The organism is Streptomyces sp. NPDC005266, from assembly GCF_040607655.1.
GTDB lineage: Bacteria > Actinomycetota > Actinomycetes > Streptomycetales > Streptomycetaceae > Streptomyces.
In genome coordinates this window covers 511,551-523,747 of record NZ_JBEXHC010000002.1, presented here as the reverse complement: position 1 = coordinate 523,747, position 12,197 = coordinate 511,551, and the positions used below count along the sequence as shown (strand labels likewise).

Below are 12,197 nucleotides of genomic sequence, written 5' to 3'. Positions count from 1 at the left end.
CGGCGTCCCGCACGGTCTGAGCCCGCTCCGCAACCAGCGTGATGAACCGGCTCCTTGTCCATGCCGCCGCCTCGTCCTGCCGGCCGTCCGCCGGGAGGCCTAGATGTCCTGGAACTCGTTCGGCAGCTGATCCATGACGTCCTGGAACTCCTTGCCCGGAACGGCGTCGTGGAGGGTCATGAACACCGCCCGAACCCCCCGGCGCGCCACCGTCTCGTCGGTATTCGCGCGCTCGCTCACCCGCCGCACGCATTCGTCCACGCCGAACTTCTCAGCCACGTCCTCCGGCGGGACCAGCGGCGGGGCGACTTCCGGAGGAAGGACTGCTGCCAGATCACGTGCTTCGCCGCCGGTGATCCGCTCCGCGAGCGTGAGCATCGTGGCACGGGTCAGCGAAGCTGCCTGATCCTCCGGCACGTGGGCCCGTTGCGCGACGAGCCGGATGAACTCGTCGTACTCCATGGCGACTCCTCATCGGATCAATCGGATCAATCGGATCCTTGCCCGAGTACCCGCGGCACGCTTCTCCACCGGCCATCCGGGGGTTTCGCGTCCTGGCGCCGCCGCGTCAGGCGGCCGGGACTCAGCTCGGGAGGTCGTCCCACTGGTCGAGGAGGTCGTCGCCTTCCTGGTCGTACGGGCGGGGCGCGGGGGTGGCCAGGGGTTGTTCGGCCCAAATGATCTTGCCGTTGGACGTGTAGCGGGTACCCCAGCGCTGGGCGAACTGGGCGACCAGGAAGAGACCGCGGCCGCCCTCGTCGGTGGTGGCGGCTCGGCGCAGGTGGGGGGAGGTGCTGCTGCTGTCGGAGACCTCGCAGATCAGGCTGCGGTCGCGCAGCAGACGGACCCGGATGGGGTCGGATCCGTAACGGATGGCGTTGGTGATCAACTCGCTGAGGATGAGCTCGGTGCTGAAGGCGAACTCCTCCAGCCCCCACGCGGCAAGCCGCTCGGCGGCCTCGGTGCGGACGCGGGCGACGGCGGCGGGGTCGGAGGGCACGTCCCACTCGGCCACCGCCTCGGGGGCGAAGATGCGGGTGCGGGCGACCAGGAGGGCGATGTCATCGCTGGGGTTCGGGGAGGCCATGGCGTCGAAGACGGCGCGGCAGGTCTCCTCCGGGCCCTGGCTGGGGTGGCCGGCGAGGACCGCGCGCAGCAGGCCGAGTCCGGTGTCGACGTCACGGTCCCGGCCCTCGACCAGGCCGTCGGTGTACAGAGCCAGCCGGCTGCCCTCGGGCAGGTCCAGCTCGGCGGTCTCGATGGGCTCGCCGCCCAGGCCGAGGGGCGGGGCGAGGGGGATGTCGGGGAAGGTGACCGTGCCGTCGGGGTGGACGAGCGCCGGCCCGGGGTGGCCCGCGCGGGCCAGGGTGCAGCGGCCGGAGACCGGGTCATAGACGGCGTACAGGACGGTGGCGCCCGTGATCCCGGGCGCGTCGGTCTCCGCCTCCGCGGTGCTCTGGTCCTGGTCGAACCGGGTGACCAGCTCGTCGAGATGGCAGAGAAGCTCGTCGGGCGGCAGGTCGAGGGCGGAGAAGTTGTGCACGGCGGTCCGCAGCCGGCCCATGGTGGCGGCGGCATGCAGACCGTGGCCGACGACGTCGCCGACGACCAGGGCCACCCGGGCGCCGGGCAGGGCGATCACGTCGAACCAGTCGCCGCCGGCGCCGGCCTGGGAGGGCAGATAGCGGTGCGCCACGTCCAGGGCGTCCTGCTCGGGCAGGCCCTGCGGGAGGAGACTGCGCTGGAGGGTGACCGCCATGGCGTGCTCGCGGGTGTAACGGCGGGCGTTGTCGATGGCCACGGCGGCCCGGGCGACCAGTTCCTCGGTGAGGGCCATGTCCTCCTCGTCGAACGGCTCGGGCTTCTCCGAGCGCCAGAAGGTGGCGATGCCCAGCGTGACGTCCCGGGCCCGGAGCGGGACCGTGATCATCGAGTGGATGCCGTACTTGACGACCTTCGAGGCCTGCTCGGGGTCCTGCTCCTGCCACCCGGCGAAGGCCCGCAGATCCGCCTCGAGCACCGGCCGGCCGGCACCGAAGCCGAACGACTGGGGCGCGGCGCCCACGTAGGTGATCAGCTTGCCCATGCGCCACAAGGGGTGGTCGGCGCGTATGCCGCTGGTGGCGGTGCGGCGCATGGCGCTGCCCTTGGGGTCGTCACCGCGCAGGACCGGGTCCACGAGGTCGACGGTGGCGAAGTCGGCGAACCACGGGACGGCGAACTGGGTCAGTTCCTCCGCGGTCCGGACGATGTCGAGGGTCGTGCCTATCTTCGCGCCCGAGTCGTAGAGCAGCCGCAGACGCTTCTCCGCCACCTCCGCCTTGCCCGACAGTGCGCGCAGCTCGGTGGTGTCGCGCAGGGTCGTCACGCTGCCGGGCAGGCCGCCGTCCCAGTCGGTGGGGCGCTGGTTGACGGCCAGCAGCCGGTCCCCGGCCAGATGCACCTCGTCGGTGGCCGTGCGGCCGGTGGCCAGCAGCTCGGCGGTGTGCGGGTCGACGCCCAGGTCGGTGACGTGGTGGCCCTCGGAGTCGGGGGGCAGGTCGAGCAGCCGCCTGGCCTCGTCGTTGACCAGGACGAGACGGCCGCGGCCGTCGACGATGAGCACGCCTTCGCGGACGGAGTGCAGCACCGCGTCGTGGTGCTCGTACATGCGGGTCATCTGGGCGGGGCCGAGTCCCCGGGTCTGGCGCCGCAGTCGCCTGCCGACCAGCGCCGTCCCGCCGGTGGCGAGGGCGAGTGCGCCGACGGCGGTGCCGAACACGAGCGGCAGCTGCTGGGTGACCAGACCGCTCACGTCCTGGGCGGTCATCCCGGCGCAGACCACGCCGACGATCTTCCCGTCGGCGGTGGTGATCGGCACGGTGGCCTGGACCTCACGGCCGAGGGGTCCGTCGACGGTCTCGGTGACGACCTTGCCGCGCAGGGCCGGACGGTAATCGGCGATGAGCTCCTTGCCGATGAAACGCGGCAGGGGGTGGGTGTACCGGGTGCCGTGGGTGTTCGCGACGACGACGAAGTCGAGGTGGGCACCCTTACGGGCCTGCTCCGCCCGCGGCTGGAGAAGGGCCGTGGGATCGTGGGCGCTCATGGCGGCCACGGTGCCCGGGGCGGCGGCGAAGGTCTGGGCGACGGCGGTCGACCGGTTGACGGCCTCGCGGTGGCTGTCGTTGCGTGCCTGGAGCACGAGCACCGTCGTCGCCGCGGCGATGAGCAGGGCGACGAGCGCCGCCTGAACGGCGAATACCTGCCCGGCGATGGATCGCGCGCCCAGCAGCGAGCGCAGGCGTCGCCAGAAGGGGACGTGCGAGGAATGCCTCGATCGACCGAAAAATCCGATCATCTCCTATTCCTAACACTTCCCACCATAGGAGAAGTAGGCGGGCCCGGAGTCCGCTCGTGAGGTCCAGCGAACGATACGCGCCCTCGACGCAGGGTCGCCGGCCGCCCGCCCTCCGTGAGGCGAGGGCGGCACGGAGAGTGTCCCTCCGTTTTGCGGGGTGAGGGAGGCCTCGCACCGCAGCTCCTCGGGGCGGCGGCTGCCGCGCCGAGGAGAAGCTTACGTTCTGGAGGAGGATGAGGTAGTGGGGGCCGGCGCTGCCCGCCACCGACCGGGGGGCGGGGTGTGCGCGGCACCGGCGCTGTGCCGCCGGGTATGGCGGTACAGGGGCGGGAGAGCCCCGCTCTACCCGCCCGCACGCCAGCATGGGAGCGGGAGGCGCGGATGACACAGGGGACGACGGGCAGGGGCCGGTGGGCCCGTGCGCGTGGGGACACTGTCGGCGAGACGGTGGAGGGGATGCCTCGCGGCCGGGTGGGCCTGCTGGCCACGGTCCCCGGCCTGCTGCTGGTCTGCGGTGTGCTGGCGGACATCCTCGGGCCGGTGCCGTACAGCGGGTTGCCGCTGCTGGCCGCCGCGCCGCTCGTGGCGTGCATGGTGCTTCCGTTCCGGGCCGCGGCGATCACCGCGGTGTGCGCGTGTGTGGCATCGGTGTGCGTGGACGTGCTGGTGGCCCGCCCGGTGATGGCGCTGGTGGTGGACTTTCTGGATGTGGCGCTCATCAGCGGGATCGCGCTGTGGCTCAAGTGGGTGGTCCGCCGTCAGGGGCGGCGCTTCGCGGCGGTGCGGGCCGTGGCCGAGGTGGCGCAGCGGGCCGTCCTTCCGCCGCCGCCCGCGCGGGTGGGGGCACTGTCGGTCGCCACCCGCTACGAGTGCGCGTACGCGGAGGCGCTGGTCGGCGGGGACTTCTACGCGGTGCAGGACTCGCCGTTCGGGGTGCGGGCGCTGATCGGGGACGTACGGGGCAAGGGGCTGCCCGCGGTGTCCGCCATGGCTGTGGTGACCAGCACCTTCCGTGAGGCGGCGGGGCGGGTGGCGACGCTGCGGGAGCTTGGGGAGCACCTGGACCGGGCCCTGTCCGGGTTCGCGGCGGACGCCTGCGACCAGCCGGACGCGCATGAGCGGTTCGCCACCGCCGTGCTGGTCGAGATCCGCGAGCAGGAAGGGAGTGTGCGGTTGCACCACCGGGGCCATCCGCCCCCATATCTGATCAGTGGCGGCCGGGTGCGGTCCCTGGAGCCGACGGCGCCGGGGCTGCCGCTGGGACTGGGCCTGTCCGAGGGAGGTCCCGCGCCGGATTGCGACGTGTTTCCCTTTCACGATGGCGACTATCTGCTGCTGGTGACCGACGGGGTCACCGAGGCCCGGGACGGGGACGGCGTGTATTACGAGCCGCGTACGGGTCTGGCCGGCCGCAGTTTTCGCGGGGCGTCGGAGGTGGTGAACGCGCTCGCCGCGGAGGTCACCGACTGGACCGGGGGTCAGCGACAGGACGACATGGCGATCCTGGTCCTCACCCCGCTCCCCGCCGGGCCGCCCTCGTGAGCGAACCGCCGTCATGACCCGACCGCCGGCTCGTCCCGGGCGGCGGGGCGGCCGGGTCACGCATCGAGGCGCTGGGCGACCTCACACATCGAGGCGCTGGGCGACCTCGCGCATCGTTGCCCGGGCGGCGTCCAGGTCCACCCGTGGGCGGTCGGCCACCAGGTAGAGGAACACGCCCTGGCGGGGGCGCCGGCTGAGCGGGCGGATCACGTGGTACTCGCTGTCGAGTGTGACCACGATGTCCTCCAGGCGCTCCGGGTTGTAGCCGAGGAGTTCCAGGGTGGACAGCTTGGCGCGCATGACGTCGGTGTCGCCGTAGGCCACCTTCTCCAGGTCCGGTCCCCGCGCCGTCCGCACGGCTCCCAGGGTGATCCGGCTCAGATAGTCGACGAGCGATGCCGCCAGAGAGCCGTCGACGCGCATGACCTCCCGCAGCGCCTCCTCGATGTCGGTCATGGCCGATCACCCTCCCCGGGACAGCAAGGGATGCGACGCCGGCCGGATGTCCTGGCGCGCCGGGAGTACCCGTAGCGGGTCATATCCACATTTCATCCTTGCACAGGTGTCGTTCGCCGGAACCCCACCCCCGCCGCGCCAAGCGCCTGACAGAGGCCAGTGAGGACACGGGCTGTGAACTCGGCCCGCGCGCCTCCCCCACCCCTTCTCCCGTCTGTCCCGACTCGGGGATGCCGCTCCAGCCGGGCGAGGCCGGCCGTCACCGGACGCTGTCTGCGCGTCGTGCCCAACGGCGATGGCGGCCCGGCGCTGACGGTCGGCGACGACATCGGCCTGGGCATCACCGGCGAGCTGGGCGTGAGCACCTGGGGCCGTCCCACCGCGGCCGGTGGTCAGCCCGGGGCGCCGAGCCGGGTTTCCTGATGGGTGGCCAGGCCCAAGTCGAGGCACATGTGCTGGGCGAGGCCGACGGCAAGGGCCGCCACGGTCGGGTGCTGCCATACGAAGTTGCCGGCGAGCTTGATGTTCAGGCCCGATTCGAGGCGTACCCGTAGCTCCATGGCGAGCAAGGAGTCGAAGCCCAGGGATTTGAGCGGGGTCTGGGGATCGAGGGTGGTGCTGCTGAGCCGGAGGACGGCGCGGATGTGGTCGGACAGATAGCTCTCCAGCGCGGCGCGGCGGGCGAGGCCCGTCGGGAGGGCGGAGAGTTGGGCGCGGATGTCGTCGTTGCCCTCCCGGGTGGCCGCCGTGGTGTCCTCGCCGTCGGGGGTGAGCCGGGCGAACAGGGACGAGTGGCGGCCGGTGGCGGGGATCCAGGTGTCCGGCTCGCCGGGGATGACACCGGTCTGGACCCGGCGGTGGGCCAGGAGGGTACTCAGGGCCCGTAGCCCCTGGTCGGTGGGGATGGTGTGGTAGCCGCGGTCGGCGAAGCCGGTGGCGACGCCGGTCTCCCCCCACGGGCCCCAGTTGACGGCGAGGGTGGGCGCTCCGCGCGCGGAGCGCCAGGCGGCGAAGCCGTCGAGCCAGGCGTTGGCGGCCGCGTAGGCGCCCTGGCCGGGGTTGCCGAGCAGCGAGGCCATGGAGGAGAACACCGCGAACCAGTCGAGTGGGTGTCCTTGGGTGGCCTGGTGCAGCTGCCAGGCTCCGGTGGCCTTCGGGGTCCACACCCGGTCCAGCTGGTCCTCGCGGATGGTGGTGACCGCCGCGTCGTCGAGGACCATGGCGCTGTGGACGACGCCGCGCAGTGGTGCGCGGTCGTCGGCGGTGGCGGCGGCCACCAGACGGTCGGCCGTGCCCGGCCGGCCGATGTCGCCGAGGACGACGGTGACCCGGGTGCCGGCGGTGGACAGTTCGCCGAGGGCCCGCGCGGTGGCGGCGGACGGGGCGGTGCGGCCGTTGAGCACGAGGTGGCCCGCGCCCTGCGCGGCCAGCCAGCGGGCGGTGGCGAGGCCGAGGCCGCGGAGGCCGCCGGTGACGATGTAGGTGCCGCCGTCCCGTACGGTCAGCGGTCCGTCGGGCAGTACGGCGCTGGTCTCGCCCTCCTGCGGGATGGTGAGCACCAGTTTGCCGATGTGGCGGGCGCCCGCCATCTGCCGGAACGCCTCGGTGGCGTCCGCCAGCGGAAACGTGGTGCATCGCAGCGGCTTGAGGCTGCCCGCGGCGAATGCGGTGAGTACCTCGCGCAGCATGGTGGCGACCACCTGGGGGCGGGCGGTCTGCAGCTCCATGAGGTCCACGGTGCTGAAGGTGATGTTGTGCCGCAGCGGCGCGAGTCCGAGGGGGGCGTCGGAGAGGATGTCGCGGACGCCCAGTTCGAGGAAGCGGCCGAAGGGGCGCAGGGATTCCAGTCCGGCCCGGATGGCGGCGCCCGCGAGCGAGTTGAGGACGACGTCGACCCCTTCGCCCCCGGTGGCCTCCATGACCTGGTCACGGAAGTCCAGCGACCGGGAGTCCATCACCTGGGTGATGCCCATGGCGCGCAGGCAGCGGCGTTTGTCCTCGCTGCCGGCGGTGGCCAGCACCTCGGCGCCGAGCAGCCGGGCGACCGCGATGGCGGCGAGGCCGGTGCCGCCGGTGGCCGAGTGGATCAGCACCCGCTCCCCCGCCCTGACCCGGCCGACGTGGCGCAGCGCGTACCAGGCGGTGAGGAAGGCGATCGGGAGTCCGGCGGCGGTCGCGGGGTCGAGGCCGTCGGGGATGGGCCCGGTGCAGTCGGCGGATACGACGGCGAAGGAGCCGAAGGAGCCGCCGCGTACATCGGCCGCCACCACGCGGTCGCCCGGGCGGAGGTGTTCGACGCCCGGCCCGAGGGCGGTCACTTCGCCGGCGCATTCGAAGCCGAGCCGGTAGCGGACGTCCTGGTCTCCGGGGAGCAGGCCCATGGCGGTGAGGACGTCGCGGAAGTTCAGGCCCGCGGCCAGCACCCGCAGTTGCACCTCACCGGGCCCGGGGACGGGCCGCTGGGTGGCGGCGAGCTCCAGGCTGCCGAGGTCGCCGAGGCGGCCGGCGCGCAGCCGGAAGCCGTCGGTGCCGCAGCGTACGGTGCGCGCGGCGGCGGTGGTGCGTTCGGTGTCGGTCAGCGGGGCGTTCGTCAGCTGGGCGGCGTAGCGGGCGCCGTCGCGCAGGGCGATCTCGTCCTCGGGGCAGTCGGCGAGGAGTTCGGCGGAGAGGGTGCGGGCGCGGTGTGCCTCGGTGCCGCCGGTGCCGCCGGTGCCGCCGGTGGTGTCCCGCGGTGTGGCCGGGTCGGTGTCGACCAGGGTGGCGCGCAGATCCGGGTGTTCGAAGGCGAGGACGCGGACGAGCCCGCGTACCGCGCTCTGTCCGGGGTCCGCGAGGTCTCCGGGGGTGAGGGCCCGGGCGCCGCGGGTGACCGCGTAGAGGCGTGGCGGGTCGGGGTAGCGGGCGGTGAGTGCCTGGGCGGTGGCGAGGAGCCGCCGGGTGCGGCGCAGGCCGTCCGCTCCGCTGTGCTCGGCGGGGCGCGGGCCGGAGAGGAGCACCACGGCGCGCGGCGGGGCGGTGGGACGTGGCAGGCGTTCGGTGAGGGCGTCGCGGAACGTGTCGAGCCCCTCGTCGGCCAGGGGCGGGTCCCAGACGCGGGCCGTGGCCCCGGCCGTGCGCAGGGCGTCGGCGAGGGGGCGGGCGGTGCCGTCGGCCTCGCCGACGATCAGCCATCGGCCGGGCGGGCGGGTGTCCGGCGGGGGTGTCCGGGTGGCGCGCTGCCAGCCGAGTTCCAGGAACCACTGGTCGACCTCGGTGGACTCGGGCACGGTCCGGTGGGCGATCCGCAGCCCGTCGATGGCCAGGACGGGCCGGCCGGCCGTATCCATCAGCCGGATGTGGCCGGTGAGGGTCCCGGCGGTGGCCTCGGCGAGCCGGGCGTGGCAGTACACGGCGGTGTCGGGGTCGCCGAGGACGCGTACGCTCTGCATCCTCACGGGCAGCACGAGGCCGTGGTAGGGCTCCTGGAGCAGCCCGGTGATGAGGAGTTGGGCGCACAGGTCGACGAGGACAGGGTGGATGCGCAGGGCGCCGCCCAGGGGGCGGGCCGCCTCGGGGATCCGTACCCGGGCCCAGAAGCTGTTGCCGTGCCGGGAGGCGTTGACCTCGGTGATGCCCTGGAACGCCACGCCGTGTTCCACGCCCCGGGCCCGCAGGTTCGCATACAGGGCGTCGGGATCCACGGGGAGCGGGTGACGCAGGGACAGCGTCTGGACGGAGGCGGCGCGGGAGCGCGGTGGTACGGCGAGTCGGCGCAGGACGGCGGTGGCCTGGCGTACCCAGGTGCCGTCGTCGCCACGTCCGTGGATCTCGCAGGTGGCGCGGTCGGTGGCGGCGAGGGTGACGGTCGTCGCGAGGTCGGTGTGGTCGGCGAGGGGCAGCAGTTCCTGGAAGTGGAGGTCGGTGATCTCGACCTCGGTGGGTACGGCGTCGAAGACCTCGCAGGCGGCGGTGAGGGCGAGGGCGTAGGAGGCGGCGCCGGGGAGGACCGGTGCGCCGTGCACCCGGTGGTGGTCCAGCCAGGGCAGTGCGGCGGGGCCGGTGCGGGCGTGCCAGGCGTGGCGGAGTGGTTCGCCGGGCACTTCGGTGTGGGCGCCGGGCAGTTCGCCGGCCGTCCCGTCGTCGGCCGGGGGCTCGGCCGTGGCGGGGAGGGCGGTGTCGGCCCAGTGGCGGGTGCGGTCGAAGGTGATGGCGGGTACGTCGGCGAGGGCGGCGTCCGGGTTGAGCCGGGACCAGTCGACGGGGACGCCCGCGCAGTGCAGTGCGGCCAGTTGGGTGCGGAAGGTGGCCGTGTCGTCCTCGCCACGGCGCAGGGTGGGCAGGACGACGGGGTCCTCGACGAGCCCGGCCAGGCTGCGGAGGACGGGGTGGATGACCACGGGGTGCGGGGAGATCTCGGTGAACACCAGGTGGCGGTCGGCCGCGGCGGCGGCGACGGCGTCGGAGAAGCGCACCGGATGGCGGAGGTTGGCGCACCAGTAGTCGGCGTCGAAGGCGGGAAGGCGGTGCGGGTCGTCGAGGACGGTGGTGTAGAAGGGCACGTCGGGCGGCCGGGGCGTCAGACCGGCCAGAACGGTGCGCAGTTCGGCCAGGAGCGGGTCCACCTGCGGGGAGTGCGAGGCGACGTCGACCGCGACGAGGGCGGCGGGGATGCCACGGGTCTCCCAGCCGGCGACGAGCCGCTCGATGTGCGCGGTGTCACCGGCCACGACGGTGGAGCCGGGTGCGGCCATGACGGCGACGGTGACCGCATCGGCCCCGGCGGTGTCGAGGTCGGCCTGTACCTCGTCGGCGCCCAGTCCCACGGTGGCCATGGCTCCGTTGCCGGCGATCCGGGTGAGGAGGGCGGAGCGGCGGCAGATGACCTTGGCGCCGTCGGCGAGGGTGAGGGCCCCGGCCACCACGGCGGCGGCGACCTCGCCCATGGAGTGGCCGATGACTCCGGCCGGTTCGACGCCATGGGCGCGCCAGGCGGCGGCCAGCGCGGTCTGCAGGGCGAACAGCACCGGCTGCACCCGTGCGCAGCCGGTCACTGGCTCGCCCGTACGGACGATGTCGAGCACCGAGAATCCGGCTTCGGCGGCGATCAGCGCGTCGGCCTCGGCGAGGGCGGCGGCGAAGGCCGGTTCGGTGTCCAGCAGGTCGCGGCCCATGCCGGGCCACTGCGATCCCTGCCCGGAGAACACCCACACCGGCCGGCGGGAGACGGCGGCGCCCACGGCGCCGGTGACCACGCCGGGGTGGGCTCGCCCCTCGGCGAACGCGCGCAGGGCGCGGACGAGTTCGTCGCGCGAGGCGGTGATGACGCCGAGCCGGCCGCGGCCCGGGGCGCGGCGCAGGGCGAGGGTGTGGGCGATGTCGCGCAGCGGCACCTCGGCGCCGTCGCCCTCCAGCCAGTCGGCCATGCGGTGCGCGGCGCCGGGGAGCGCGGCCGGGGAGCCGGCGGGTACGAGGAAGACCTGCGGGAGGGTCCGGGTGGCCAGCGCTGGCCGGGGGCCGGGGCGCCGGGGCGATGCGGGGGGCGGCTGTTCCAGGAGCACATGGGCGTTGGTGCCGGAGAAGCCGAAGGAGGAGACGGCGGCCAGCCGGGGCCCGGTGCGCACCGGCCAGGGGGTGAGGTGCTGGGGGATGAAGAAGCGGGTGCCCTTGGCGTCGATGGCCGGATTCCAGCGGGCGAAGTGCAGGTTGGGCGGGATGAGTCCGTGGCCCAGGCACAGGACGGCCTTGATCAGGCCGGTGACGCCGGCGGCGGGCTCCAGATGGCCCAGGTTGGTCTTGACCGACGCGAGGGCGCAGCGGTCGCGGCCGGTGCCGTAGACCTGGGCGAGGCTGGTGAACTCCACCGGGTCGCCGACGGGGGTGCCGGTGCCGTGGGCCTCGATCATGCCGATGTCGGCGGCGTCGACTCCGGCGCGGGCGAGCGCCTGTTCGTACAGGGCGCGCTGGGCGGTGGCGGAAGGCGCGGCGAGCCCGTCGGAGCGGCCGTCCTGGTTGACGGCCGATCCGCGCAGCACGGCCAGGATCCGGTCCTGGTCCCGCAGGGCGTCGGTGAGGCGTTTGAGGACGACGATGCCGCAGCCCTCGCCGCGTACGAAGCCGTCGGCGGCGGCGTCGAAGGCGTGGCAGTGGCCGGTGTGCGAGAGCATGCCCATCCGTTCGAAGGAGCGCGTGATTCTGGGTGCGAACATCAGGGTGACGCCGCCGGCCAGGGCCAGATCGCATTCGCCGGCGCGCAGCGCCTGGGCCGCCAGGTGGACGGCGACCAGGGAGGACGAGCAGGCGGTGTCCAGGGCGACGCACGGGCCGTGGAGACCGAGGAGGTAGGAGATCCGCCCGGCGGCGACGCAGTGCGCGTTGGACAGGGTGGAGCCCTCGAGTTGGCCGGGGTGCCCGTCGAGGCGGTCCATGTAGTCGTTGTAGCTGAGGCCGGTGAAGACGCCGGTGGAGGTGCCGGTGAGCCGGTCGGGCGGCATTCCGGCGTGTTCCAGGGCCTCCCAGGTCACTTCGAGGAGCAGCCGGTGCTGTGGGTCGAGGACGTCGGCCTCGCGGCCGGAGACGCCGAAGAAGTCGGCGTCGAAGCCGGATACGTCGCGCAGGTATCCGCCGCGGGCGGCCATGGCGGCGGTGCCGGGCCCGGTGGTGTCCGGGTGGCGGGCCGCCGCCCACAGCCCGGCCCGCTCGGCGGGGAATTCGGTGACCGCGTCGCGGCCTTCGGTCAGCAGATGCCACAGGGCGGCGGGCGAGTCGATGTCACCGGGGAGCCGGCATCCCATGCCCACCACGGCAATGCGGCAGGGGGGCCGGCGGGATGCGGGGGTGTCCTTGCTCATCGGGGTCTCCGTAGGTCGTGCTCGGCCCGGGG

Annotated in this window: 6 protein-coding genes; 2 read left to right on the top strand and 4 right to left on the bottom strand. The window is 73.8% G+C overall.

Annotated features, from left to right (window positions below; genetic code table 11):
- Window positions 1-99 precede the first annotated feature (99 nt).
- Window positions 100-462, bottom strand: a complete 363-nt coding sequence (locus ABZU99_RS05990; RefSeq protein ID WP_355947602.1) for a DUF2267 domain-containing protein — start codon at window positions 460-462, stop codon at window positions 100-102.
- Between the two features lie 121 nt (window positions 463-583).
- Complete coding sequence (locus tag ABZU99_RS05985) at window positions 584-3,340, bottom strand: SpoIIE family protein phosphatase (RefSeq protein ID WP_355947599.1); 2,757 nt, start codon at window positions 3,338-3,340, stop codon at window positions 584-586.
- 456 nt (window positions 3,341-3,796) lie between these two features.
- Here ABZU99_RS05985 and ABZU99_RS05980 point away from each other — a divergent pair, with 456 nt between their 5' ends.
- Window positions 3,797-4,882, top strand: a complete 1,086-nt coding sequence (locus tag ABZU99_RS05980) for a PP2C family protein-serine/threonine phosphatase (RefSeq protein WP_356045316.1) — start codon at window positions 3,797-3,799, stop codon at window positions 4,880-4,882.
- A gap of 81 nt (window positions 4,883-4,963) precedes the next feature.
- Here ABZU99_RS05980 and ABZU99_RS05975 read toward each other — a convergent pair whose 3' ends face one another.
- The gene (locus ABZU99_RS05975) at window positions 4,964-5,338 is read right to left on the bottom strand and encodes a hypothetical protein (RefSeq protein WP_355947593.1); all 375 of its coding nucleotides are present in this window, start codon (window positions 5,336-5,338) and stop codon (window positions 4,964-4,966) included.
- Window positions 5,339-5,620: 282 nt separating this feature from the next.
- On the opposite strand from ABZU99_RS05975, the gene ABZU99_RS05970 reads away from it, so the two are divergent.
- Window positions 5,621-5,761, top strand: coding sequence for a hypothetical protein (locus tag ABZU99_RS05970; RefSeq protein ID WP_356045319.1), 141 nt, complete (start codon window positions 5,621-5,623; stop codon window positions 5,759-5,761).
- Here the strand turns inward: ABZU99_RS05970 and ABZU99_RS05965 are convergent.
- A complete protein-coding gene (locus ABZU99_RS05965) occupies window positions 5,731-12,165 on the bottom strand; it encodes a type I polyketide synthase (protein WP_356045321.1) in 6,435 nt (2,144 codons plus the stop codon). The two genes, ABZU99_RS05970 and ABZU99_RS05965, sit on opposite strands and share 31 nt — an antisense overlap.
- Window positions 12,166-12,197 lie beyond the last annotated feature (32 nt).

Excerpts from the sequence above, each read along its gene's own strand:
- ABZU99_RS05990 (WP_355947602.1), bottom strand. The coding sequence starts at position 462 with ATGGAGTACGACGAGTTCATCCGGCTCGTCGCGCAACGGGCCCACGTG.
- ABZU99_RS05985 (WP_355947599.1), bottom strand. The coding sequence starts at position 3,340 with ATGATCGGATTTTTCGGTCGATCGAGGCATTCCTCGCACGTCCCCTTC.
- ABZU99_RS05980 (WP_356045316.1), top strand. The coding sequence starts at position 3,797 with ATGCCTCGCGGCCGGGTGGGCCTGCTGGCCACGGTCCCCGGCCTGCTG.
- ABZU99_RS05975 (WP_355947593.1), bottom strand. The coding sequence starts at position 5,338 with ATGACCGACATCGAGGAGGCGCTGCGGGAGGTCATGCGCGTCGACGGC.
- ABZU99_RS05965 (WP_356045321.1), bottom strand. The coding sequence starts at position 12,165 with ATGAGCAAGGACACCCCCGCATCCCGCCGGCCCCCCTGCCGCATTGCC.